The sequence below is a fragment of the Rhodococcus sp. GB-02 genome, assembly GCF_053470465.1.
The window spans coordinates 714,321-739,869 of record NZ_JBPUKE010000002.1 but is presented as its reverse complement, the minus strand read 5'-3'; the positions used below and the strand labels follow the sequence as shown (position 1 = coordinate 739,869).

The window sequence follows — 25,549 nt, the reverse complement described above, 5'->3', positions numbered from 1 at the left end:
TGCAGTATGGTTTGACCCGCACGACACGCTTTGAGATGCACAAATGCCAGGCCAGGACAGTGGTTTGGGAGCGGCTCGAAGATGTAGTACGGTTTCACAGCAAGGAAAAAGCAAGGCCCTGTGGCGCAGTTGGTTAGCGCGCCGCCCTGTCACGGCGGAGGTCGCGGGTTCGAGTCCCGTCAGGGTCGCAAAGCGTTGTTCTCAGTCACTTGATTGAGAACAACGCAATGCGATAGGCATTCGGTTCGGGTGCCGTCCGGCCAGGTAGCTCAGTTGGTACGAGCGTCCGCCTGAAAAGCGGAAGGTCGCCGGTTCGATCCCGGCCCTGGCCACCATAATTCTTATCGACAAGCTCCAACTTCGATGTTCTTTGAACATGAGGTTGGAGCTTTTTCGTGTTCGGATGTCAGTCGCCGTAAACCGCTCGGCTCGATCATCTGAGTTGTACGCATTCTTTGTCTCCGTGAATGATTCCGGTCACCGGGAACGTGCTGCGTGTCACTCCGTCAAGAACCTCACTATTAGCCGGTTGCGGCCGATCCCTGGCCGCGTCTACTGGAAGTGAGGTGGAATCTCCGTGTCGCACTCGAGATCTTGGCCTATCGGGAACGTCAGCCGTGTCGCAGTGGCGCTGATCGGTGCCGGTGCCCTGTTGGTGGGCTGCTCGAGCAGCAATGACGACAGCGGTACTGACACGACGACCGCGTCGGGACACATCGTGACCGGCATGGTCAACGAGCAGCCCGATCCGGGGAATGCGGTCGCCGGCGGGACCATGACGTACGGCGTGCAGGTGCTCGTTCCCTCTCTCGACCCGACCAAGACTGCCGCGCGCGGCGGTTCCGGCGGAGAAGCATTCGCAGCTGTTTACGACGTTTTGATGAGCTACGACACTGCTGGTGGCGAATTCAAGCCCAAGCTTGCCGAATCGCTCGAAACCTCTGACGACGGAGCCACCTGGACGTTGAAACTTCGCGACGGTGTTAAGTTCAGCGACGGCTCCGCGCTCGACGCCGACGCCGTGATCGCGAGCATCGATCGGTACAACGCGGGCAAGGGCAATGGCGCCGAGTTGTGGCTGGCTTCGGTGGAATCGGCGCAGGCAAGCGGTTCCACGACGGTCGACTTCACGCTGAAGACGCCGTGGATGCGCTTTCCGTCGATGCTCGCTCTCGGGCACGGGATGATCGTCGCCCCGAGTTCGCAGCAAGGCGACAAGTTCACCGCCGTGGGCGCCGGACCCTTCACCGAAGATCTCTTCACGCCGAGCGTCGAGCGAATCTTCAAGGCCAACCAGTCCTACTACGGCGGTGCTCCCAAGCTGGACAAATTGCGGATGGTTGCACTCAACGGTCCACAGGCCAATCTCGAATCATTGAACAGTGGTCAGCTCGATGTCGCCTATATTCGTGGCCTTACTTCGGCGATCAATTCCGCCAAGTCCACTGGTTACCCCGGCTACATCGACGTGCTCAACGCCGGTAGTGCCGAGATTGTCAACAACCGTGAAGGCCGGCCGGGCTCGGATGTTCGTGTCCGCCAAGCTATCGGCTATGCGCTCGACCCAGCGTTGATCGATCAGCGCGTGGAAAACGGTGAGGGACTGCCGGGCTCGGAGTTGTTCGGTCCGACGTCGCAATGGCATGTAGACACGCCGGGTATTGCCTACGACCCCGAAAAGGCCAAGGAGCTTCTGAATCAGGCGAAGGCAGACGGATACGACGGCACTCTCGACTACGTCGTTCTCAGTGAGCCGAAGGACCAAGCGATCGGCCTCGCCGTGCAGTCACTGTTGCAGGCCGTCGGGTTCGAGGTGAACTTGATCTTGGCCAACAACGCCGGCGACATCGTGCAGAACGTCTACGTCAAGCACGATTTCGACCTCGCGCACGCGGGCATCGGAATGTACGAATCGATTCTCGATCTCGGATTGTTCTCCACGACCAACAGCACCTCGATGGCGAATACTGCTGGATACGCGAACCCGGCGATGGATCAGCTGATCGCAGATCTACAACAAGCCAAGGATAATTCGTCGACTCTGGCGATCATCGGCAAGATTCAGACGCTGTGGAACGAGACGGTTCCGTCGGCGCCTATCGGCGGGCTGACGTCGTTCTGGGCTTGGCAGAAGAACGTCCACGGCGTCGTTCCCACAGCCACGGGAATCATGCTGTTCGACCAGGCTTGGCTGGGCGCGAAGTAGATCAACTGCTGCCCTCCAGACGAGCCCCGTCCGACGACAGTCGGGCGGGGTTCTTTGGTTTCGATGTCGGCTAGTGTTTGCGCAACCCTTTCGATCAGGGTGATTGTATTGAAATATGTTGTAGGTCAATGTGATTCGACAAGCATGATTTGACTTGCCCCGCGTGGCCCGCATAGATTGCACCCACCATCCAGAGTGGCTGAGAGACCTGGCTCGATGATGCCGCAGCAACCCGCTACCTAACCGCAGTGTGGGTGCTACCGCCAGGACCGATGGAGGACACATGACTGTATTTGCCGTGGGTATCGAACTGGACGGCGAGGGCACTCACCCCGCTGCCTGGCGCCGAAGCTCACGCCGCCCGGATCAGTTGCTCACGGGTAACGCCGTGCGTGATCGCGTTGCGGCTGCCGAGAATGCTGGCTTCACCTTCGTGACGTTCGACGATTCCATCCTCCCTCCGAGTGGTGACGTTGTCGGCCGCATCGATGCCGTCTCCAGGGCGTCATACGTGGCGGCGACTACCAGCACGATCGGACTGGTCCCCGTCGTCGGGACCACCTACGCCGAACCGTTCCACACCTCTTCGCAATTGGCGACGTTGGACTACTCCTCGCGTGGGCGTGGCGGCTGGCTTGCTGTTCCGGTCGAAGACGATGCCGCGTCGAGGGCGTGGGGGAGGGCTCCGGTGACAACGGAGTCGGCGCGTCAGCAAGAGCAGCGGGATTCGGTCACCGTTGTGACCGATCTCTGGGATTCATGGGAGGACGACGCTGTCGTCCGTGACTATCTCAGTGGGCGTTTCCTCGAGCGTGATCGTCTGCATTACGTCAATTTCGAGGGCGACACGTTCTCGGTGAAGGGGCCCGCAATCGTTCCGCGGCCGCCTCAAGGCCAGTTGGTGGTATTCGGTCGATACGGCGAAATCGATCCACGCCAGTCGGATGTTGTTCTCGTGTCCGGTGATTCGGTGGAAACCATTGCACAGTCGGCCGCCAAGGCGCGCGATGAGGGCGCGTCATTGGTGGTCGCCGAGGTCGATGTGGCTTTCGATACGCTGAATCTGTCTGCGGCGCAGCGGTTGATCGAGCTGAACTCGTACGGGAATGCCGTCGTCACTGGCCGACTGCTCCTGGCTGCAGATCCGGGGGAAGCGGCCGTGGTTCTGAAGGAATTGGCCGGACACCTCGACGGTGTTCATTTCCACCCTCTCGTGATCGACGAGGACCTTCCGGTGCTGGCCAAATTCGTGCTTCCGGCGCTGTCGAAGTCCGGGTTGACGCGACGCCCGGTTCCGGGATCGACTCTGAGGGGCAACCTCGGCCTGCAGCGGCCCGCAAATCGATTCGTCCACTCCTCCTGACTTGACTTCGCGCTAAGGACATTTCGGCTATGACTGCATCACGCTCCGCCGTACCTCGACCCGACGCTCACGTTCACTTCGGCGTCTTCTTCCAAGGGGTCAACCACACCACCATCTGGTCCGATTCCTCGAGCGGATCTCAGATCGACTTCGAGACGTTTCGGCGCTTGGTACTCACCGCCGAGCGAGGTCTGTTCGACGCCTTCTTCCTCGGTGAGGGCCTTCGCCTTCGCGAGCAGAACGGCAAGATTCTCGATCTGGATATCGCCGGCCGCCCCGACGCCATTGCACAGTTGGCCGCCCTCGCCGGTATCACCGACAAGATCGGTTTGGTCGCGACACAGAACACCACGTACAACGAACCGGCCGACCTCGCCCGTCGACTCTCCGGCCTCGATCTACTTTCCGACGGACGGGCCGGCTGGAACGCGGTGACCACCGACAACGCTTGGACGGGAGAGAATTTCCGTCGCGGTGGTTTCCTCGACCACGCCCTGCGTTACGAGCGTGCCGGACAGTTCATCGAAACTACACGGGCACTGTGGGATTCGTGGGCCGACGACGCGATCTCGGACTCTCGCACGTCCGAGAACTGGTCGACTCCGGGAGCCGTGAGCGACGTACGACGTCAGACTTCGCAGTTCGATATCTCCGTGACGCCGACGCTTCCCCGCAGTCGACAGGGACATCCGGTCATCTTTCAAGCCGGCGATTCGCCGTCTGGACGCGATTTCGCGGCGACGCACGCCGACGTCATCTTCTCGCGGCACGGGACGCATTTCGACGGCGCACTCGACTTCGCCGACGACATTCGGGCTCGTTTGCGTAGAGTCGGGCGGCCGGAGGACGACGTCAAGATCTTGCCCAGCACGCAGATCGTGTTGGCGGAGAGCGAGTCCGAAGTCGAGGAGAAGGCACGGTGGGTCCTTGAAGGTCAGTTCACCGGCCAAACTGCACTGTCCCTCGTCGGATTGGTTTGGGGGAAGGATCTTTCCGACCGAGACCCGGACGGTCCACTTCCAGAGGAAGATCCGGTTGCCCGCCCGGTTTCAGAGACGCGCGGTTCCGCGCGAGACGGCAACGACCCCATTGCGATTGCGCGTGAATGGCGGGCTCTGGCCGAGGCAAAGAATCTGTCCCTACGTCAGGTCGCCATCGAGACCTCGCAGCGCTCGGGTTTTGCGGGCACTCCGGGGCAGGTCGCCGATCAGTTGGTCCATTGGGTGCGCAACGGAGCTTCGGACGGCTTCAACATCTCGCCGTACCTGGTGCCGACCGGGCTCGACGAAATCGTCGACTGGTTGATCCCGGAGCTGCAGGAGCGTGGGGCGTACCGCACCGAGTACTCCACATCGACGCTGCGAGAGCACTTGGGGTTGCGACCGCCGCTCACGCGTCGGGCCGCGTCTGAAGCTGCGGGGTAACGGGTCCTGTCCCACACGGTCACAGCGGCGGCCGAATCCACCGAGCTCGAGTCGGCCGTCCGCTGGGAGATCATCGTCTGCGTAGCCGCGGGCTTCACCACTCTTCTCGATTCGGCGGTGCTCGGAATCGGGGTTGCGTCGATCCGCGCGTCGCTGGGCGCGTCGACCTCCGAGGTGCAGTGGATTCTTGCGTGCTATTCGCTGACTTTCGGCTTGGCACTGGTGCCGGCGGGCCGACTCGGTGACGTCGCCGGGCGCGTACAGCACCGCGGGTGGTCTGGCCGGCGTTTCCGGACCGATCCTCGGTGGCGTACTGCTGAAATATGCCGACGCCGACTTCGGATGGCGGTTGCTTCTCGTTCTCAACGTGCCGTTCGCTCTGATCACACTGATTCTGGCGTTTCGCTTTCTGCGCCGTGATCGAACCACCCGATCGGGCGCGTCGATCGATCCGGTGGGATTGTGTCTGCTGGCGGCTACGACCGGGCTCCTGTTGTGGCCCATCGTGACCCGAACCGGTGGTTCCGACTGGGTACAACCGTTGCACTCTTCTGGTTCGGATCCATCCTCGCCGTCAACGCGGTGCTCAGCCTCTATCTGATCGAAGGTTTGGGCTTCGCCCCGCTGAGTGCGGCGTTGATCATGACCGGTAGCTCACTCGCCATGGCAATGACGTCGGCGTTCGGATGGCGGCTGGTTGCCAGGTTCGGCCGAAGTGCGGTCGTTTTCGCGATAGTCGGCGAGATCCTTGTCATCCTCGGCTACATCGTGGCGGTCAATCTGATTCCTCGGGAATATCTGATCCCGGTGCTGGTAGTCCTGGCGGTGTTGTCGGGAGTTGCCAGCGGTTTCGTCGACGCGCCCAATCGGGTGCTGACTCTCGAATATGCCCCGGCGGGTGCGAACGGAGTTGCAGCGGGTTTCCTTCAACTGTCGCAGCGCTTGTCGGCGACCATCTCTCTGGCCGCGGTATCGGGGTTGTATCTCGGTGTGCTCGGGTCGTCGACCGAGGGATACGGACGTGCGTTCGGTTCGCGCTGGCTGTCTGCGTCGTCATGTTGACGCTGTCGTTGGCGGGAGCGGTGGCAGACAGCCGTCGGTGCAGGGCGTGACCTGGTATTTCGTGGGTCAACAGTGCCCCCGGGAGGCCGAGCCCGTGTGACTCGTGGGACTTGTGTTACCCATGGGTTAGGAGTCGTGGGACGATACTTGTGTGGTGACCGGTCGCAGTGAAGACAAGCCCAACGGTCGCGGGAGTGGAGAGCCAGTTAACTCACCCCGTGGATCGTCGGACAAACGTGACCGCACATCGACACCCTTCCGCGCTCGAACGGCGTTGTGGACGAATCGGCCACTGTTCGATTTCCATATGATCGTCGGTCTGGTCGTCCTGATCGTCGCGTTCGGACTGCTGATGGTGCTGTCGTCTTCAGGCGTCGAGTCCTATGTTCTGTCCGGGACGTCCTACGCCCGCTTCTGGCCGCAGTGCATGTTCGCAGCGATCGGTTTGGTCATGTTCGTGGCAGTCGTGCGGTTGCCGACCGAAACGATGCGTAGAGCCTCACCATGGCTGCTGATCCTGTGTCTTGTTCTGCTTGTCCTGGTCCTGATTCCAGGTATCGGCTCGGAACAGATGGGTGCTCGCAGCTGGTTCGTGATCGCGGGCATTTCCTTTCAGCCGTCGGAGCTGGCCAAACTTGCTTTGGCGATCTGGTCCGCGGCGACAGTTGCGTCGTTCATGAACGCGCGGATGGATGTCAACCGTGCGCTGCCGGTGATCGGCGGTACGACGCTGCTCGTTCTGGTCCTGGTGGTGTTGGAGAAGGACCTCGGAACCACCATCACGATCGGCATCATCTTCATGTCGGTGCTGTGGTTCGGACTGTTCCGGATGAAGACGTTCATCAGCCTCACACTCGGTTCTGCCGTCGCGTTTCTCGTGCTCGGGCTTACTGCTGGTTACCGATCGGATCGCATCAAGGCATTCCTGAATCCAGACCTCGACCCGCAGGGGTTGAACTTCCAGAGCACTCAGGCCAAGTACGCATTGGCCAACGGCGGCATTTTCGGTCGCGGTCTTGGTCAGTCCGACGCCAAATGGAGCTACCTCCCGCAGGCACACAACGACTTCATTTTTGCCGTGATCGGTGAAGAACTGGGTCTGGTCGGCGCGCTGATCGTCGTTGCTCTCTTCGCCGCGGTTCTGATCGTCGGGTTGCGGATCGCGAAACGGTCCACTGATCCGTTCCTCAAGGTCATGACGGCGACGGCAACGACGTTGATCGTCGTACAGGCGTTCATCAACATCGCCTACGTGGTCGGCCTGATTCCGGTGACCGGTCTGCAACTACCGCTCATCTCGGCGGGCGGAACGTCGATGATCACCACTTTGCTGATGTTCGGGCTCATCGCGCACGCAGCCTTCCGTGAGCCCGAGGCAGTCGCCTCGGCCGAGAGCAGCGGTCGTGGCTGGATTCCGCTGGTCTTCGGCAAGCCTCGGTTCGGCATTGCCAAGAAACCGCAGACTGATCGACGTAGGCCGCCTGCTCGCCGCGCCCAGACTGCCCCTACTGGTCAACGCCGACCGGAGCGACGGGCACCGCAACCCGACAGGCGCCGGACTCAAGCTCCGGGCCGACGCGCACCCTCTCGCGACTGGTCGGAAGATCCACGTAGACGCGGCCGATCCGATCGGCCGCGGCGCGCGTCCTGATCTCGGTCAGTCCCGCTGCCCGGCAACTTGGAAGTGGGCAGTCATGCACCCGCCAATTGCGGTGGGCGACTACATTGGGGATCGGCAAAAAGACGTCTAATAAGGGTTGTGGACATGGCAGGTGGCGACAAGGCAGACCAGTCGGTGGTCGAACGTAGCTCGGTGACCGGGCGTCGAACGACGCCGTCGCAGCGAGCGCGTTTTCGCCGGATTGTCGACGCCGCAATGGAATCCGCCTCCGAGGGCGGCTACGACGCGGTGCAGATGCGATCGGTGGCCGATCGCGCCGGCGTCGCGATCGGCACTGTTTACCGGTATTTCCCGTCCAAGAACCACATGCTTGTCGTCGCATTGTTGTGGATGTTCGAGGGTTTGCGTGACAGATTCCAAGACTTTGTAATCCCGGGCGAGACTCCGTCGGACCGGATTCTGTTTGTGCTGCGCAAGAATACGGAGGTCCTCGAGACCGATCACCTCCGTTACGAAGCGTTGGTTCGGGCGTACATGTTCGCGGACGCGTCGGCGACTCCGGAACTCAACGCACTCGGTGGGGTCGTGACCGAGATGTTCGCGAAGGCGATCGGCGTCGAGGAAGTCTCGCAACAGCAGATGGACGCGGTGAAGGTGATCGACGACGTCTGGATGTCGAGTCTCGTCTCGTGGGTTGCCGGCCGAATGACGACGGACGAGGTGATGGCGCACCTCGAACTTGCCGTGCGACTGGTCTTTCGCAAGTTGGGTGGATAGCACTCACACGGTGTAGCCGCCGTCGACGTTGAGCTTCTGGCCGCTGATGAATCCGGCGGCATCGCTTGCGAGGAAACATACTGCTTCGGCAATGTCGGCAGCTGATCCGAAGCGCTTCAACGGGATTCGGCTCATTGTCACGTCGAGTGCGCTCTGGTCGAGTTCGGCAGAGCTGATCAGTCGCTCCGCCATTCCGTCCGTCAACATGCCTGGTCCTACAGCGTTGAACCGGACGCCGTAGCGTCCTTCCTCTGCGGCGAATCCGCGAACAAGTTGTTCGACAGCCCCTTTGGTGCCTGCGGAGAGTCCGTCGCGCACGGGAAAGCGATCCGTTGCCGCGGTTGTCACCGCTACCACCGAACCCGAGGATGCACGCAGCGCAGGCAGGGCAGTGTGGACGAGTGTGAAGAACGCCGCTGCTTCCTGGTTCAGTTGTTCGGTGAAGAACGCGGGTGTCACGCGTGAGAGGTGGGTCATCGGGACGTGCGGTCCAGCAGCGTGGACCAGCGTCGTCAATGCGCCCAGATCACGGACCGCATCGTTGACGGCGGCGCTGATCGACAACTCGTCGGTCAAGTCGAGAGAGTACGAGTGGGAGCGCACGCCATGGGTTCGAATCTGCTCGCTCAGTTGCTCGGCGGCGTCCTTGTTGTTTCGGTACGTGAAGGCGACGTCGTGTCCGCGTTCGGCGAGAGTCAAGGCGATCGCCGACCCGATTCCGCCCGTTCCGCCGCTGACAAAAGCGGTGCGTGCTGCGCTCACAATGCCTCCAAGTGTCTGCCGATCTTCAACCTAACAAATGCTTGGTTGGTGTACTAGTCGGAATATATCAGTACGCGAAGGACAGGCTCAGATTGCTATCGCAACCGGACTGATCGCCCTAATCTGGGTCCATGTCCGGAGACAGTGTGCAGTTGACCGACGGGGCGCCCGGTGGAGAATCGGAACCTCACGCACCGAGTTTGAACAATCGCCTGAACTGGCTGCGTGCCGGTGTTCTGGGCGCAAACGACGGAATCGTCTCGACCGCCGGCCTCGTGGTCGGTGTTGCGGCAGCGACAACCGAGCGCTCCGCGATCTTCACGGCCGGCTTTGCAGGTCTGGTTGCCGGCGCTGTATCGATGGCGTTGGGCGAGTACGTCTCGGTCAGCGCTCAGCGGGATACCGAACGCGCACTCCTGCAGAAGGAGAAGAAGGAACTTCTCGAGACCCCGGAGGCTGAACTTCAGGAACTGACGGAGATCTACGAGAACAAGGGATTGAGTCCGGAGACGGCCCGCCGCGTCGCCGAGGAATTGACCGAGCACGATGCCTTCGCGGCGCACGTAGAAGTCGAATTGGGTATCGATCCAGACGATCTCACCAATCCGTGGCATGCAGCGATTTCGTCGGCAATCTCGTTCACGATCGGCGCGGCGATCCCGTTGGTCGCAATTCTGTTGCCGCCGACGGGCATCCGCGTACCCATCGCATTTTTCGCGGTGCTGATCGCACTCGCATTGACCGGAACGATCAGCGCGACGCTCGGCGGAGCGCGCAAGACCAGAGCGGTGCTGCGCGTGGTGATCGGCGGCGCGCTCGCGATGGCTGTGACGTACGGAGTAGGTCAGCTGGTGGGCACGGGCCTCGGCTGACCCCGTGCGCGGTTGAGGACCCCCTGGACTCCTCAACCGCGAACGGCGGAGATCAGGCGCGACAGATCATGACCGGCCCTGGCGCATGGTGCAGGAGATTCTGGCTGGTCGAGCCCATGACGGCGCCGGCCATCGCACTGCGGCCATGGCTTCCGACAACTATCAACTGCGCGTCGTCGGCGTATTTGAGCATGACCGGGGCAGCGGCACCGGGTTCACTGATGCGGGTGACGGGCACGTCCGGGTATTGATCGGCCATGCCCGCGAGATTCTCTGCCAGTAGCGCCGATTCTTCCTGCTCGACGGCCTCCCAGTCGATCAGGATTCCCGCTCCGCCTTCGCGGAAGGTAGACGAACCCTGCCAGGTGTGGACCGCAATGAGCGGCGCGTCGAACTGATCGGCATAACGAAACGCGTACTCGACGGCCTTCTTGCTCAACGCACTTCCGTCGACTCCGACGATCACGGGACGCTGATCCGGACCGGGATTCTGCGCCGAACCACGCCAGACGGTGACCGGACAGGTGGCGTGATTTGCCACCTTCAGTGCGGTCGATCCGAGCAGCCTCGATCGCAATGCGCCTGATCCGGTCGAACCCATCACGATCAGGCGTGCGGTACTCGAGGATTCGAGGATGTGCGTCGACGCCGGCCCCGGAGCGATCTCGGATTCGATGGTCAGTTCCGGGAATTCAGCCGAAATCACCGCGGCGGCAGCCTCGACGATCGCCTCGCCGTCTTCGCGGATTTGGCTGAGGAACTGCGACTGCAACATCACTGCAGCGGGACTGTAGATCGGGCCCTCCTGTGGCAGGGCGTGCGCCAGAATCAGTCGTGAGTTCACCGCGTTCGCGACCGAAGCCGCCCACCGGGCCGCCGCCGTCGAGGCCTCGGATCCGTCGATACCGGCGACGACATCCTGGTGTCCTGCAAGTGTGTTCATGTCTACTCCCTCTGAAATGATCGAGATCGGTCGACTGGTTACAGCGAAGTCACCAGAGTGACGATGCTGACTTCACGGCTTCCTTCCACGTCTTGCGTAGCAGGGTTGATTGCCCGTCGGCGATTTCCAATTCCCGCCGATAGGCCATACCCAACCCGAAGCTGGTCAATGAAGTGTGTTCCTGCTCCGCAGCAATTTCGAGTAGATGATGTTGGGCGACAACGGAATCCTGATGCTCGCCGAGAACGTCCTGGAAGTGGCTGAAGTGCTTCAAGGCGCGTTTGGCTCGACTCTTCGACACGGGTTCCATGACCTCGATCGCGTACTTCATCCGCTTGGCTCCCTTGCGGGCGCGGTGCATTCGCTCGTCACGATCGGTGCGGGTATCGGCGTCGAAGACGTGATCGACTCGCTTACCCACCTTGTGTGCCAGGTGGCGCAGGGTATGAGCCAATTCTCGTGCCGACGCCTTCTTTCCCACGCGGTGCGCGACGGTGTCGAACTCGAGGTCGCCGACGTACTCGTCGAGACGATCGAGCAGCGTGGTGTATCGCTCGGAATCGAGCGCTTCGAGGGCTGTTTCCTGTGCGGTTTCACCGCGTGCCGAGAAGTACTCGTCGATTCGAGCTCGCACAGCTTCTCGTTCGGGCATCTCGTCGATTTCGCCGAGGCGTTCCACAAGACGCTCCCACTGGACCTCGACGTCGCGGGCGTCGCCGAACTTTCCGCCGATCCATCGCAGATCCGTGATGAGATCGTCGGTCTTGGGGGAGTGGCCGGCGTACGACTGGAGAGCGCTTCGGATGCGACGTGCTGCGACCCGGAAATCGTGAACGGCTTCGTCGTCGGCGCGGCGCGTCCCCAGATCCGCTGCGACCAGTGCGCGCAGTTGTTCGATGAGGTAATTGCGCAACAGAATCCGCGGATTCGACGCCTTGCCTGTGGTGATCTCGTGACCGGCGTACGGGGTCACCGAAGTGCCCAGTGCTCGTTTGAGTTTGGACGGACTTGCAGAACGCTCCAGCCCGGCGTCCAGTAGAACCGTCTCGATTGCGTCGGCCAGATCTTGTCCGCCTGCGCCTTGTTCGACCTCGACTTCCTGCCACGTCGACTCACCGGAACCGTCTGCCTTGCAGGCGATGACGGTGTCGGAGACCACTTCGGCGAGCAGAACACCATTTTCGCCGTTGAGCCTGGTGCGCTCCCGGTCGGTGATGATCAGGGCGACCGGAACCAGGTCGTGACCGCGAATGATCGCCCGGATCAGACTCGACAGCGGCGAGGGGACATCGGTGCTCTCGTCCGGCGGAAGCTGGATCTCGGTTCGAGTGTCCTGGCCTGCGGGAAGTTTCATGTGCCACCCCGCATCATCGCCGCCCTCGCGTTTGCGCAGCGTGATCTTCTCGGCGAGCAACCGGTAGTCGGCGGTGTCGAAGTAGGTGGCAGAGAGCTGTATCGAGTCGTGAACCGGCTCACCGACAACACCGGGAAGTCCACCCAAGGCGGGGACTTCCTGCTCGGCCGGCGCCTCGTACTTGCGCTCGATCTCCCGTACGGCTTCGGGTACGTCAGCGGTCTTGCTCATCTGGTCTCCTCTTGCGGTGCGGTCTGCGCTTCCATCCTCCCGGTATCGGCGGCGCAGTGGAAGGGTCCGGGGTCCCTACGGCGAGTCGCCACCGCCTGATTCGTCCGGCCAGGACAGGGTTCGCCGACTTTCGAACCGTCGCAGCCGGCCGGTCATCGGATCCTCGAACTCGAGAACCTTCGACAGCAGGCGTAGCGGATTCGAATAATCTTCTGCGGCAACGTCGTAGAAGTCGGGATAGAAGTTGTCGCCGTGAATCGGGAGCCCGACAGCGCTCATGTGCAGGCGAAGTTGATGGGTCTTGCCGGTGTGGGGGATCAACCGGTACCGCGCGAATCCGTCCCGCGTCTCGATCAGTTCGATCCGCGACTCGCTGTTGGGCTCGCCCTCGATCTCCTCGGCCTTGAGTACCCCTCGTTCTTTCACGATGCGACTGCGCACGACTACGGGGGTGCTCACCTGAGCGTCGTAACGCGCGATGGCTTCGTACTCCTTGGCGACGCTGCGCTCGGCGAACATGGTCTGGTAGCCGCGCCGGGCCGCCTGATGCACGGTGAACAGCAGCAGTCCCGCTGTGACGCGATCGAGGCGATGAGCTGGACTCAGCTCCGGCAGATCGAGGTCCCGACGCAAGCGGACCAACGCCGATTCGGCGATGTATCGCCCGCGCGGGGTGCTCGCGAGAAAGTGCGGCTTGTCCACGACAAGGATGTTCTCGTCCCGATAGAGGATGTCGATCTCGAATGGCACCCGCGGCTCGACGGGAGGGTCGCGGTAGAGGTAGACGAACCGCCGGGGAGCGAAAGCGCTCGTCTCGGTGATTCCGACGCCTTTCTCGTCGACGACTTCCCTGGCAGCGACTTTCTCCCGCAGGCGGACGGCATCCTGAGGAAACCGTTCGAGCAGGTAGTCGAGCGTCGTCGCCCACATGCCGTCGTCGGGCTGACGGATGCGACTGGGGTTCAGGCCGTCGCGGACGGGAAGGGGTGATCGTGACACATCTTCAAAGCTAGCCGCCCGGTCGGCATTCAGACCTATTGACGGCATATGGGGCGGAAGTTACTATCCGGTAAGTTAGTGACACCGGTCACTGTCGTGGGGGCAGGGCTGGGTCATCACAACAGAAAATTGGGGTTTTCGTGAAGACACGACTTCTACGTCGAAGGTCGACAACGATTGCGGTGGGGCTGTGCGTCGTGGGATTGACGGTGCCGAGCGCCGTCGCTTCTGCGGATCCGACGGGAGGGTCGGACGGGCAGTCCTGGCTCGCGGCAACGGAGGCGACGCCGCAGTATCCGGGGGTCTCCATCGAATGGGACGTGCCCATCACGATGAGTGACGGAACCGTTCTGCAAGCGAATGTGTACCGACCGGCGGATGCATCGGGGCGGGCCGTGGAATCGAAGACGCCTTCGGTCCTCAACATCACGCCGTACACGAAACTGCTGGACACTCTGGTGGATTCAGCTCTGTCGATCCCGCAGGTCGGTGAGACGTTGATGGACGTGGCGAACTCGCTCGACCTCGCTGCGCCGTTCGACGGAGTGTCGGAGTTGACGGGCGTCATCGCAGGCGGGGGTGCCAGGGTCCTCGGCGTCAACCGTGATCTGGTCCAGAACGGATATACACAGGTTGTGGTCGACGCACGTGGAACCGGCTTCTCCCAGGGTAATTGGGACGTGCTCGGCAAGCGCGAGCAACAGGATTCGGTCGAGGTCATCGACTGGATGAGCAAGCAAGGGTGGTCCGACGGGAAAGTAGGGATGGCGGGCATCTCGTACTCCGCGATCAACTCGGTGCAGGCGGCGAGCAACAATCCACCTGCACTGAAGGCGATCTTCCCGGTCGAACCGGGCAACGATCTGCTGCGCGACATCGTCGGAACCGGTGGCGGCCTCGGCGTCGGGTTCATGCCGTTGTGGTTGACTGCGGTCAACGGGCTCAAACTCGTCCCGAACGTTCAAGACATCCTGCAAGGAAACTTCGATCCCCTGTGGTTGGCGAGCCGCCTCGAGGATCCGGGAACGCTGATTCCCGAACTGGTGCAAGCGATGACGGCTCAGAGAATCGAGGACGTGTCACCGTCGACTCTGCAAGTCGCGCAGGACGGTCAGTTCTATCAGGACCGATCCGCAGACGTCGGTAACATCACTGTTCCGACGATGGTCTACGGCGGTTGGCACGACATCTTCGCCAACAGTGAGCCGCGGATCTACAACGGAATAGATCTGCCGCTCGGACAGAAGCAGTTGATCATGGGGAACGGCTATCACGTCACTCCCGGTGGTGGGTTCGGCAAGGACGGTGCGCCGCCGCGCCTCGACGTGCTCGAACGTGCGTGGTTCGACAAGTGGCTCAAGGGCATCGACAACGGAATCGATCGATACGGTCCAGTGACGATGTTCCAGCAAGGTGGCGGATGGATCACGGACGACCAGTTCCCGCGAGCGGGTGTGAGCTACGAACGTATGTATCTGAACTCAGCGCCCAGCGGTACTGCCGCCCACGCGGCGTACGACGGTTCCCTGACCGACGACCCGGCCAGTGCCGCAGCGCGATTGACAGTTGCACCCGGACTGCGAGGCTTCTGCTCCGGTGACGGAACTCAGGGCACTGCCGGTATTTCCGTGGTGCTCGGTGCGTCGTGTTCCAAGGATTCCCGATTCCAGGAAGCGGAGGGTCTGACGTTCACCGGTGAGGCCGTGACCGAGCCGACCACACTCTCGGGCCCGATCAACGTCCATCTCGAGACAGTCCTGGACGCGACGGACGGATTCTGGGCAGCGACGGTCAACGACGTAGCACCGGACGGAACCTCGACGCCGATCACGAACGGCGCTCTGACTGCGTCGCTCCGGGCGGTCGACGATTCCAAAAGCACCCGCTCGGCCAACGGTGACTACAGTGAACCGCACCACTATCTGACGATCGACACGCGTCAGCCGGTCGTTCCCGGAGAGGTCACCACCGTCGACATCAACATGCTCCCGACGGACGCAGTGCTGCAAACGGGGCACCGACTCCGCGTCGACGTCTACGCTGCCAGCGTGCCGCGTTACCTGGCCCTCGGGCCGATGCTCGCCGACAGTCAACTAAAGCCGCAGCACATCGAGTTGGCTGCAGACCGGCCGAGTTTCGTCAACGTCCCCTTCGTCGGGGGTCGCTGACCCGGACTACGACGGCGGCGTGAGAACCTGCGGGTTCGCGGAGGTTCTGAGAAGATCGTCCGATGACAGAATCCCGACTCTCCGCCGCCGTCCATGATCGTCTGGACGAACTTCTGGACCCGGTGGACGAGCGGCTCGCGGCGCAGTACCCGGGAAACCGTGACGAGATCCAGCCAGTGCACACGATTTACGTCAGTGCCGCAGACGCAACTGTCGACACCCCTCGTCTCTGGGGTGAGCAGGCGATTGCGCTTCTCGATTCTCACGCGCATGTGTTCGCCGAACTCGACACCGAGAACGCACTCGCCGATGTGCGAGTTCAACTCGGCCGCAAGCCGGTCCAAGACTTTCGAATAGATTTCGAGGACGGATACGGACGCCGCAGCGACGAGGAAGAAGACGCTGCAGCGACGTCGGCCGGGCGGACACTCGCGGCGCTCAGCGCTGATCCTGCCGGGCCGAACTGGGGTGGCATCAGGTTCAAGGGGCTGCCGGCCAGTGAACGTCGGCGCTCGATCAGGACGCTCGAGTTGGTGCTCGACGCGGCCGGCGGAGTGCCGGACGGATTTGTCTTCACCGTCCCCAAACTGCGCGCGGTGGAGCAGGTCACGGCGACGGTGTTGCTCTGTGAAGAACTGGAGAAGGCTCACGGACTCGAGCCGGGTTCGCTTCGGTTCGAGTTGCAGATCGAGAGCCCGCAGGCAGTCATCGCTGCCGACGGAACGGTGGCTGTTGCTCCGGCCATCCATCGCGGTGCCGGTCGTCTGACCGGTTTACATTACGGCACTTACGATTACAGCGCGGCGTGCGGAATTGCATCGCGTCATCAGTCGCTCGAACACCCGGTGGCAGATCACGCAAAGGCTGTCATGTTGGCTGCTGCCGCGCAGACCGGCGTGTGGGTGTGCGACGGGTCCACTCAGGTCGCGCCAGTCGGGAGTGCCACGGCAATCCGCGACGCGATCACTCGGCACCATGGGCTCGTCACACGATCCCTGGAACGCGGTTACTACCAGGGCTGGGACATGCACCCCGGGCACCTGGTCACCCGCTGGCTCGCCACCTTCGGTTTCTACCGCAACGCGCTTGGTGCCGCCGCCCCGCGCATCCAGTCGTACCTGGGACGCCAAGGTGGCGATGTGATGGACGAACCCGCAACCGCACAGGCTCTGGCGGCGGTTGTTCTGCGCGGGCTCGACGCGGGGGCCTATCCGGAATCCGAGGTGCTCCTGCTCGCGCCGAGCGCCGACACCGACGCACTCCGCCATCTCGTAGGACGCACCACACCGATCACAGGAGAACACTGACCGATGAGCACCACCGAATTCACCTTGCTGCCCGACCTGGCACTGCGCACCCTCGGCGGAGCCGTCATCTGGGCGAACGACGAGGCATTCGCCGAGCGTGAGGCCCTGATCCGACCGGGTAAAGCGGGATACCAACCGGCGACGTTCGGTCACAAGGGGCAGGTGTACGACGGTTGGGAGACGCGTCGTCGCCGGGTGGCAGGCCATGACGAGGCGATCGTGCGCCTCGGTGTTCCCGGAGTGGTGCGAGGTGTCGTCGTCGACACGGCCTGGTTCAAGGGCAATTACCCGCCCGAGATCTCGGTGGAAGCAATCTCCGTGGACGGGTATCCGGATCCACTCGACCTGGCCGGTTCCGACGAGTGGACAACCATCGTCGAGCGCTCGACCGTGCACGGCGACTCCGAGAATCCGTTCTCGGTGTTTTCGGAGGAGCGGTGGACACACGTCAAGCTGACCATCTACCCGGACGGCGGTGTTGCCAGGTTCCGTGTTCACGGTGAAGCGCGACCAGACCCGCGTTTCCTCGATGCCGGGCCGTTGGACCTCGCAGCACTCGAAAACGGTGGCCGCGTAACCGATTGCTCCAACATGTTCTACAGCTCGCCGCAGAACATTCTGTTTCCCGGACGCGCTGCTTCGATGGGTGACGGGTGGGAGACGGCCAGACGCCGCGACGACGGAAACGACTGGGTGCAAGTACAACTCGCGGGTGAAGGCGTGTTGAGTTTCGCCGAGATCGACACCTCGTACTTCCTCGGAAACAGTCCAGGTGAGGGCGTTCTGACCGGCCGAACTCCGGAAGGGGAGTGGATCGAACTGTTGCCGCGTACGACGCTGCGTCCGGACACGCGCCATCGCTTTCCGATCGATTCCGAAGTTCCGGTCACCGATGTCCGTCTGGACATCTTCCCGGACGGTGGCCTGGCGCGGCTGAGAGTCTTCGGCGTACTCACCGACGCTGCTCGCGCTGTGATCTCCGGGCGCTGACGGTAAAGTTGTTGGCATGAGCGACTATCCGCGCGACGACTATCCCCGGGACATGGTGGGGTACGGCCCTCATCCGCCGCATCCGCACTGGCCCGGCGACGCGCGGATAGCGGTTCAGTTCGTACTCAACTACGAAGAGGGAGCCGAGAACAACGTCCTCGACGGGGACGCGGCTTCGGAGACTTTTCTGTCGGAAATGACTCCGGCGGAAGCATTTCCGAATCGACACATGAGCATGGAATCGCTGTACGAGTACGGCTCTCGGGCCGGGTTGTGGCGTGTCCTGCGGACCTTCGAGCGGCGAAACCTGCCTCTCACAGTCTTTGCGGTGGCGCGGGCAATGCAGCGTAACCCCGAAGCAGTCAGTGCTTTTCAGGAGTTGGGTCACGAGATCGCGTGTCACGGATTACGTTGGAAGTCTTACCAATCCGTGGACATCGAGCGTGAACGCGCCGACATGGCCGAGGCAGTCGAGATTCTGCGAGATCTGACGGGTTCGGCGCCTCTCGGTTGGTACACCGGACGCGATTCACCGAACACCCGTGAACTGGTGGTCGAGCACGGCGGCTTCGTCTATGACTCCGATTCGTACGCCGACGATCTGCCGTACTGGGTGGACGTGCCCCGTGGAACAGAGTCGGCGAAGCACCTGGTGGTTCCCTACACCCTTGACACCAACGACATGCGGTTTGCCTCTCCCGCAGGATTTCCCAGCGGCGATCAGTTCTTTGCGCACCTACGCGACGCCTTCGACGTGCTGTATGCGGAGGGAGCGGCCGGATCGCCGAAGATGCTGTCGGTCGGGTTGCACTGCCGCATTGTCGGCCGCCCCGCCCGTGCCGCTGCCCTCGAGCGCTTCCTGGATCATGTGCAGTCGCACGAGAAGGTCTGGATCACGCGACGAATCGACATCGCCGAGCACTGGAAGGCCGCGCACCCCGCTCAGGGATCACGGTAGGTCGACAAAGGACTTCATTCGCGCAGTTCGGGTACTCGTTCGACCGGCGCGTATTCCGCCATCAAATTCTAGGCCATTGACAACTGGCACGGTTGTGGATGACTCTTTGTAGATGGAGAAACACACAGCAGTCGAAGCGTCTTCAAGGTGAGCCGACCAGTGTCAACCAAGAAGCCGACCAAGAACCGCGGATCGAAGGTGTCCTACAACGCCCGCGCAGTGGTGACCGGCGCCGGCAGCGGAATCGGCCGTGCCTTTTCGTTGGAGTTGGCGCGCCGAGGCGGTGAGGTGATCTGCGCGGACATCTCGCTGGAACGGGCCAAGGAAACAGTGGCACTCATCGATGAGGTCGGTGGTACCGCACACGCCGTCCAATGCGATGTGTCGATTCGTGAGCAGGTTCAGGACCTGGCGTTGTTCGCGGAACTCGAACTTGCGGGTCCGCTTTCGCTGGTGATCAACAATGCCGGGGTCGGTATCGGTGGAAAACCGGTGGGCGAGATCGGTTTCGACGATTGGGAGTGGGCACTCGGGATCAATCTGTGGGGTGTCGTCCACGGCTGTGAGATATTCGCTCCACAACTGCGTGCGAGCGGCGCCGGGGGATTCATCAACGTGGCCTCGGCCGCTGGGTTTGCGGCTGCGCCGCTGATGGCGCCCTACAACGTCGGCAAAGCGGCCGTGATGTCGCTCTCGGAGACCTTGTCTGCTGAACTTGCCGGTACGGGAGTGCGGGTGACGGTGCTGTGTCCGACCTTCGTCAAGACAAATGTTGCTCTCGACGGTCGAATCACCGCGGAAGCAACACAATTGGCGCAGGCGTTGATGCGACGAACCGGCTTTTCGCCGGAGCGCATCGCCGTTACCACTCTCGACGCCTACGACAAGGGTCGCCTCTACGTGGTGCCGCAGTTCGATGCGAAGGTGATCTGGCGACTCAAGCGGTATCTACCCGTTGCATACACGTGGGGCTGCGGAGTTCTCAATCGCTTTGCGCCGAAACAGAAGTCGGGATCATCTGGAACCTCGGCGGTGCCGGAGACGAACTCGCTGAGCACGAAAGGAGCGTGACATGTCCTTCGATTTCGACGGAATGCTGCAGAAGATCAAGGACCGCCAATGGGCTCTGGTGGACATCGACTGGGATGCTCCCGGTGCCGAGACGATCAGTCCAGAGCTTCATGCGAAGCTGAAACCGTTCATGTCGGACCTGATGTGGATCGAGAACGTCGGTGCCCGCGGCTTCGCTGCGATGGCTCTCAAGGCGCCGACTGAAACTCTCCGAGACATCTATCGGCATTTCCACGCAGAGGAACAGAAGCACGCCAACGCCGAACTCGCGCTGATGCGTAGGTGGGGAATGCTCGACGGCGACGAGATGCCCGAGCCCAACATCAACGTCAAGCTCGTCATCGACTGGCTGGACAAGCATTCCGATGGTTTGTCGCTCTCGATTCTAGGGACCGTCATACCGATGCTCGAGGTGGCGCTCGACGGAGCCCTGGTCAAGTTCATCATGGACGAGATCGAGGATCCGGTCTGTCAGGCTGTGTTCAAGAAGATCAACGCAGACGAGTCCAGGCATCTGGCGGTGGATTTTGCGGTCATCGAGATGCTCGGGCACTCGACGACGCGCAAGCTCGTTGTCGAAACCGTCGGCGCCTGGATGAACCCGGCGTTGATCATCGGGACACTTCGTTACATCCCGTTGCTGAACAAGATGCGCGACAACATCGTCGACATGGGAGTGAACGAGGAACGGCTCTACACCGCGATGAAGCGGTTCAGGAACGTAGGCGAACGGAGTCCGGCCGCGCTCCGCGTCCCGATGTATCGGGTGGTGAAGTGGCACGGCAACATGGTCATCAATCGCAACCATCCCTACCATCTGCTTGCCGATCGGATGGTCAAGGTCACGGGCCGGCTTTCCGGCAGCAGACTCAATTCCGAGCCGACCTGGGCCAAGGAACTGACGTACGAGCCACTCGCATGAGTACTGCCGAGCCGCTGTCAGTGGCGATCATCGGTGGAGGTTTCGCAGGAATCGGAGCGGCGATTCGGTTGAAGCAGAACAGTATCGAGGACTTCGTCATTCTCGAACGGGGCACGGAAGTCGGCGGGACGTGGCGTGACAACACGTATCCGGGCGCTGCGTGCGACATTCCGTCCCGTCTGTACTCGTACAGTTTCGCCCCGAATCCGGACTGGTCGCACACCTACTCAGCCAGCGCGGAGATCCTCGGCTACATCCGAACGATGGTGAAAGAGTTCGGCCTCGATCCGAAGATTCGGTTTCTGTGCAACGTCACGGGCATCGAGTGGGACGAGCAGACCGGTGTCTGGACGATCGCGCTCGAGGGCCGTGAAGCGCTCGTTGCCCGGACCGTCGTCATGGCGTCGGGTCCGCTCGCGAACGTCAGCTTTCCTGCTGTTCCGGGTTTGGAGAGCTACGAAGGACACAAGATTCACAGCGCTCGCTGGGACCATGACTACGACTTCACCGACAAGCGAGTCGCAGTGATCGGAACCGGCGCCAGCGGCGTCCAGATCGTCCCGGAACTCGTCAAAACTGCACGATCTGTGAAGGTTTTCCAACGAACACCCGGATGGGCATTGCCGCGAGCAAACCTACGCACCCGACCTCGGACCAAGGAGCTGTACCGTCGTCATCCGGGCGTCCAGACTCTGGCGCGTCGGGCTTGGTACTGGGGGCACGAATCGGTAGCACTCGGGGTGGTCTGGCAATCCCCGTTGACGAGGGTGGTGGAGACAGTCGGGCGTCTTCATCTGCGTATGCAGGTGAAGGACCCGTGGTTGCGGCGACAACTCACTCCCGACTTTCGGGCTGGGTGTAAGCGGTTGCTGATGACCAGCGAGTATTACCCGGCTCTCCAGCAGGACAATTGCACACTCGTGACCTGGCCGATCGCGAGACTGGCCCCACATGGCATTCGCACGGTCGAAGGGATCGAGCATCAATTCGACTGCATTGTGTTCGCCACCGGCTTCGACGTTTGCAAGACCGGAACACCGGTCCCGATCATCGGAAGGGGTGGACGTGTGCTCGCACAGGAGTGGAAATCCGGGGCGCGTGCGTATAAGAGCATCGCGGTATCCGGCTACCCCAACCTGTATTTCACCTTCGGACCCAACTCGGGTCCGGGGCACAGCTCCGCCCTCGTGTACATGGAAGCGCAACTCGACTATCTCGCACAAGCGATCAAGATCGTCCTCGAGCGCGACCTCAAGGCACTCGATGTTCGTCAAGATGTCGAAGATGCGTACAACGTCGAGTTGCAGCGGCGGCTGTCGAAGACCACGTGGAACTCTGGATGTTCGAGTTGGTATCTCACTGACGAAGGTTTCAACGCCACGATGTTTCCCGGTTTCGCGACCCAGTACGTGAACCAATTGAAATCGGTGGATCTTCGGGACTACACGAGCACGGTGCGCGAGAAAGACACTGCGCAGACCTGATCCCGGGTTCTGACAGGCCTGGTGTTGCCACTAAGTTGGAATCGTGACGACCGACGCGGCAGAGGAGACGAGGCGGTGACCGAGTACCGCATCGACGATCTCGCGCGGGCTGCGGGCACTACTTCGCGGAATGTACGGGCATATCAGGAACGCGGATTGCTTCCTCCGCCGGAGAAGCGGGGGCGGGTAGGCATCTACGGCGACGCGCACCTCGAACGCCTCAAACTGATCGACACACTTCTTCAACGAGGTTTCACCACTGCGCATATCGACGACTTCATCACCGGGTGGGAAACCGGGAAAGACCTGACAGAGGTGCTGGGTCTGCAACACGCGGTCACCGAACCATGGTCCCGCAGTGACACCGTGAGTATCGAGATGACCGTCGTACGCGAATTTCTCGGGGGCGATGCGGATGGTCAACTGGATCGTCTCGTAGATCTCGGACTGGTAGAGATCGAAGGAGAGAACTGCGTTTTCACCGATCCTGCTTTGCTCAGCGGGTTTTCGAGTCTCCTCGAATACGGTTTCACTCTCGATCACCTTGTCGATGTGCATGAAAAGCTCCACAACGCCGTGGACGGAATCGCGAAAGACCTGATTCAGGCGGCGAAGGATCGCATCGTCGATCAGCACGGGGTCGGTTGGCTCCCGGAGGGCGACGAGGTTGCCGGAACCGCCGAGATGCTCCAGACGATGCGTGAACTCGGTGTGGCGTCGGTACATTCGGCACTGGCCAGGGCGCTCGACGCGAACCTTCAGCGTGAACTCGGCGACTATCTCGCCGCTGCGATCGGCTCGCGGAGCGACGTCGACGAGTCGGAGTAGCAGCTTCGATCACGTTCGGGATGCGCTGCCCCGTCGCGGTGCGCTCAGCTCTTGCGTGCCTCGATCAGGAATCGACTCGAGTATGCGACAAACGATCCGTCGCGACGGATCTGCGCGTCGAGTTCGCGGAGTCGGCCTCGGTACTGCGCCACGGTGAATCCCGGAACCATCCAGATCACCTTGCGTAAGAAGTAGACAACGGCGCCGATGTCGAAGAATTCCATGCGCAGACGCTCGAAACGAAGGTCGACGATGGTGAGCCCGGCCGCAATCGCGTCAGCACTTTCGTCCTCGTAGTGCCGTCCGCGACGAGCCTCCGGCTGGGGTCCGAGAAAGTACTCGACAAGCTCGAACACGCTGGCGTGACCCACATGTTGGGCGAAGTACGTTCCCCCGGGTTCGAGCACGCGCGCGATCTCGGACCACCACACTGTCGCGGGGTGCCGGCTGGTCACCAGATCGAATGCCGAATCGGCAAACGGTAGCGGTGGCTCGTCTGCGTCCGCGACGACCACCACACCTCGGGGACGCAGAAGGGCAGTGGCCTTGGCGGCATTCGGTGGCCAGGATTCGGTAGCTGCCATCACGGACGGGAGTGATGGTGCGGCGGCAAGGACTTCGCCGCCGCCGGTCTGGATGTCCAGCGCAGCGCCGGCACCGCCGAGACGTTGACCCATCAGTTTCTGGTATCCCCACGTGGGACGCTGCTCCGTAGCGCGCCCGTCGAGCCACGAGAAATCCCATCCGTCGACGGAGGCGGATTCGGCTTCGGCTACGAGTTCGTCGAAACTTCGTGACATCCCCTGTGGCTTGCCCTCAGGCGTTCCTTCTGACATCACATCATCATGGTCGGCGAGCACTGACGGTGCCAGTCGTTTACGGCTACTTCGGGGTGGCGCCGAGCATCGGTGCAAGTTGGGTGGCGATCGGATTGAGATCGAGCTTGTCCGGGTCCACCTTGGGCTTGCTGTCCCACGGCTGCGAGGTGTTCGGATCGGCGAAGGCGATGCGGTTGGCGCTGCGGACACCCGTTTCACTGCCCTGAGGTGCCTGGCAGTTGGCAGCGGTGTTCAGCGGAAAGTCCTGTGTGGTGTCGTCGAAGTTCGGGTCTTTGCGCTTCATCTCGTCGAGGATCGCCATGGTCCCTTCGTATCCGACGGTGCACGAGAGCGGGTTGTTGGTCTCGAGCACCAAGCCCAGGTGCACGGTTCCATCTGCTGGTGCCACAGTGGGCGCTGCACCGGCGAGCGCAGGGAGAAAGAGCAAGAAGGGCTGCAGGGTAGGCACTGTCGGTGCGGCCGCCGATGCAACGGCGGCGAGGTTGGAGAGGTTGGTCGTAAGCGCAGGACCGGCTTCGGTGACGAGTGCGCCGACTTGTTCGCTGGCCGGTATGCCGTTGTCGATCACGCGTCGGATGTCGGGGTCGCTGGTGCGCAACTGCGCGGTCAGTGCGTCGAGGTCGGTGCTGAACTGCTTGATCGCCGACGATTGATCGGACTGGGTTGTGAGTACCGTCTGGCTGTCGCGGATCAGTCCGAGGGTCTGGGGAAGGGTGTCGAGGCCCGACTGGGAAATCCCCGACAGCGAGTCGGCAAGTACCTGGAGATCTTCGCCCTTGCCGTTGAATGCCGCGCCGAGTTCCTTCGCGACGGTGTGGAGGGCGTCGACCGGAACGGAGTGCACCAGACCGTCGGCGCTGGTCAAGACGTTCTCGATCGGGATCGGCGTGGTGGTGTCGCCCACGGCGATCACCGAGCCGTTTTCGAGGAACGGGCCCTGGTCGGTATCGGGCTGCAGGTCGACGTACTGCTCGCCGATGGCTGAGCGATTGGCCACGACGGCTCGCGCGGATGCGGGGATCTGGGGAGCACTGCTGTCGATCAACAGGTCGACTTCGATTCCGTCGGACGTGAGCGACATGTCGCCGACGCGTCCGACAGGCACACCACGGTAGGTCACTTCGGCGTTGGTGAAGATGCCGCCGGACGTCGCCAGTTCGGTCTTGATCGTGTACTGGCCGAATCCCAGAAGATTGTCCAGCCGTACGTATTTGGCACCGACGTAGATCAACCCGAGTAGCGCGACGGCGACGAGAGCGACCAGCTGCCATTTGGCGAGCCTCGACATCACCATCAGAGATCGAGCCCGAACTGGTGTGGTGTGCTCATGGTTCGACTCCCGAATGACAAGCCGGGTACGGCTGATGT

General features: G+C 62.0%; 20 protein-coding genes, 2 tRNA genes, 1 pseudogene and 1 riboswitch. Of the genes and pseudogenes, 17 read left to right on the top strand and 6 right to left on the bottom strand.

What is annotated here, in order from left to right:
- The first annotated feature begins 114 nt into the window (after window positions 1–114).
- From ACSW29_RS16565 to ACSW29_RS16530, 8 genes and pseudogenes are all read left to right on the top strand, one after another.
- Window positions 115–188, top strand: a tRNA-Asp gene (locus tag ACSW29_RS16565).
- Window positions 189–258: 70 nt separating this feature from the next.
- Window positions 259–335: transfer RNA gene (locus tag ACSW29_RS16560), tRNA-Phe, on the top strand.
- Between the two features lie 242 nt (window positions 336–577).
- Window positions 578–2,206 carry an ABC transporter substrate-binding protein gene (locus tag ACSW29_RS16555; RefSeq protein ID WP_448277749.1) on the top strand — a complete coding sequence of 543 codons (1,629 nt, stop codon included), beginning with the start codon at window positions 578–580 and terminating at the stop codon, window positions 2,204–2,206.
- A 183-nt stretch (window positions 2,207–2,389) separates the two neighbouring features.
- Window positions 2,390–2,485, top strand: a riboswitch (SAM riboswitch).
- A 4-nt stretch (window positions 2,486–2,489) separates the two neighbouring features.
- Complete coding sequence (locus tag ACSW29_RS16550) at window positions 2,490–3,569, top strand: LLM class flavin-dependent oxidoreductase (RefSeq protein WP_448277748.1); 1,080 nt, start codon at window positions 2,490–2,492, stop codon at window positions 3,567–3,569.
- A 29-nt stretch (window positions 3,570–3,598) separates the two neighbouring features.
- The gene (locus ACSW29_RS16545) at window positions 3,599–4,993 is read left to right on the top strand and encodes an NtaA/DmoA family FMN-dependent monooxygenase (RefSeq protein WP_448277747.1); all 1,395 of its coding nucleotides are present in this window, start codon (window positions 3,599–3,601) and stop codon (window positions 4,991–4,993) included.
- A gap of 117 nt (window positions 4,994–5,110) precedes the next feature.
- Window positions 5,111–6,105, top strand: a pseudogene (locus ACSW29_RS16540) (MFS transporter).
- Window positions 6,106–6,329: 224 nt separating this feature from the next.
- Window positions 6,330–7,706 (top strand): putative lipid II flippase FtsW, encoded by a 1,377-nt coding sequence (gene ftsW / locus ACSW29_RS16535; RefSeq protein WP_230814752.1) that lies wholly within the window; start codon window positions 6,330–6,332, stop codon window positions 7,704–7,706.
- 114 nt (window positions 7,707–7,820) lie between these two features.
- On the top strand, window positions 7,821–8,453 hold the full coding sequence (locus tag ACSW29_RS16530; RefSeq protein ID WP_019745059.1) for a TetR family transcriptional regulator: 633 nt from the start codon (window positions 7,821–7,823) through the stop codon (window positions 8,451–8,453).
- A gap of 3 nt (window positions 8,454–8,456) precedes the next feature.
- On the opposite strand, the gene ACSW29_RS16525 is transcribed toward ACSW29_RS16530, so the two are convergent.
- Window positions 8,457–9,215, bottom strand: a complete 759-nt coding sequence (locus tag ACSW29_RS16525; protein WP_448277746.1) for an SDR family NAD(P)-dependent oxidoreductase — start codon at window positions 9,213–9,215, stop codon at window positions 8,457–8,459.
- A gap of 131 nt (window positions 9,216–9,346) precedes the next feature.
- On the opposite strand from ACSW29_RS16525, the gene ACSW29_RS16520 reads away from it, so the two are divergent.
- The gene (locus ACSW29_RS16520) at window positions 9,347–10,087 is read left to right on the top strand and encodes a VIT1/CCC1 transporter family protein (protein WP_317828635.1); all 741 of its coding nucleotides are present in this window, start codon (window positions 9,347–9,349) and stop codon (window positions 10,085–10,087) included.
- Window positions 10,088–10,139: 52 nt separating this feature from the next.
- Here the strand turns inward: ACSW29_RS16520 and ACSW29_RS16515 are convergent, their stop codons facing one another.
- The 3 genes from ACSW29_RS16515 to ACSW29_RS16505 form a co-directional block, all read right to left on the bottom strand.
- Entirely contained in the window at window positions 10,140–11,030 is an 891-nt protein-coding gene (locus tag ACSW29_RS16515; RefSeq protein WP_230814637.1) for a universal stress protein, read from the bottom strand.
- A 49-nt stretch (window positions 11,031–11,079) separates the two neighbouring features.
- Window positions 11,080–12,615 (bottom strand): CYTH and CHAD domain-containing protein, encoded by a 1,536-nt coding sequence (locus ACSW29_RS16510; protein ID WP_448277745.1) that lies wholly within the window; start codon window positions 12,613–12,615, stop codon window positions 11,080–11,082.
- Between the two features lie 75 nt (window positions 12,616–12,690).
- Entirely contained in the window at window positions 12,691–13,662 is a 972-nt protein-coding gene (locus ACSW29_RS16505) for a pseudouridine synthase (RefSeq protein ID WP_448277744.1), read from the bottom strand.
- Window positions 13,663–13,754: 92 nt separating this feature from the next.
- Here ACSW29_RS16505 and ACSW29_RS16500 point away from each other — a divergent pair, with 92 nt between their 5' ends.
- The 8 genes from ACSW29_RS16500 (at window position 13,755) to ACSW29_RS16465 (ending at window position 23,342) form a co-directional block, all read left to right on the top strand.
- A complete protein-coding gene (locus ACSW29_RS16500) occupies window positions 13,755–15,782 on the top strand; it encodes a CocE/NonD family hydrolase (RefSeq protein WP_448277743.1) in 2,028 nt (675 codons plus the stop codon).
- 62 nt (window positions 15,783–15,844) lie between these two features.
- A complete protein-coding gene (locus tag ACSW29_RS16495; protein WP_448277742.1) occupies window positions 15,845–17,089 on the top strand; it encodes a DUF6986 family protein in 1,245 nt (414 codons plus the stop codon).
- A 3-nt stretch (window positions 17,090–17,092) separates the two neighbouring features.
- Window positions 17,093–18,079, top strand: coding sequence for an allantoicase (gene alc / locus ACSW29_RS16490; protein WP_448277741.1), 987 nt, complete (start codon window positions 17,093–17,095; stop codon window positions 18,077–18,079).
- Between the two features lie 16 nt (window positions 18,080–18,095).
- Complete coding sequence (gene puuE, locus ACSW29_RS16485) at window positions 18,096–19,037, top strand: allantoinase PuuE (protein ID WP_448277740.1); 942 nt, start codon at window positions 18,096–18,098, stop codon at window positions 19,035–19,037.
- A gap of 159 nt (window positions 19,038–19,196) precedes the next feature.
- Window positions 19,197–20,108: an SDR family NAD(P)-dependent oxidoreductase gene (locus ACSW29_RS16480; protein ID WP_317828643.1), complete on the top strand. Its 912-nt coding sequence runs from the start codon at window positions 19,197–19,199 to the stop codon at window positions 20,106–20,108.
- 1 nt (window position 20,109) lies between these two features.
- A complete protein-coding gene (locus tag ACSW29_RS16475; protein WP_283302521.1) occupies window positions 20,110–21,030 on the top strand; it encodes a ferritin-like domain-containing protein in 921 nt (306 codons plus the stop codon).
- Window positions 21,027–22,514 (top strand): flavin-containing monooxygenase, encoded by a 1,488-nt coding sequence (locus tag ACSW29_RS16470; RefSeq protein ID WP_448277739.1) that lies wholly within the window; start codon window positions 21,027–21,029, stop codon window positions 22,512–22,514. The genes ACSW29_RS16475 and ACSW29_RS16470 overlap by 4 nt, the downstream gene beginning before the upstream one ends.
- Window positions 22,515–22,589: 75 nt before the next feature.
- Window positions 22,590–23,342, top strand: coding sequence for a MerR family transcriptional regulator (locus ACSW29_RS16465; protein ID WP_448277738.1), 753 nt, complete (start codon window positions 22,590–22,592; stop codon window positions 23,340–23,342).
- A 44-nt stretch (window positions 23,343–23,386) separates the two neighbouring features.
- Here ACSW29_RS16465 and ACSW29_RS16460 read toward each other — a convergent pair whose 3' ends face one another.
- On the bottom strand, window positions 23,387–24,142 hold the full coding sequence (locus tag ACSW29_RS16460; protein ID WP_448278162.1) for a class I SAM-dependent methyltransferase: 756 nt from the start codon (window positions 24,140–24,142) through the stop codon (window positions 23,387–23,389).
- 82 nt (window positions 24,143–24,224) lie between these two features.
- Window positions 24,225–25,475 (bottom strand): MCE family protein, encoded by a 1,251-nt coding sequence (locus tag ACSW29_RS16455; RefSeq protein WP_448277737.1) that lies wholly within the window; start codon window positions 25,473–25,475, stop codon window positions 24,225–24,227.
- Window positions 25,476–25,549 lie beyond the last annotated feature (74 nt).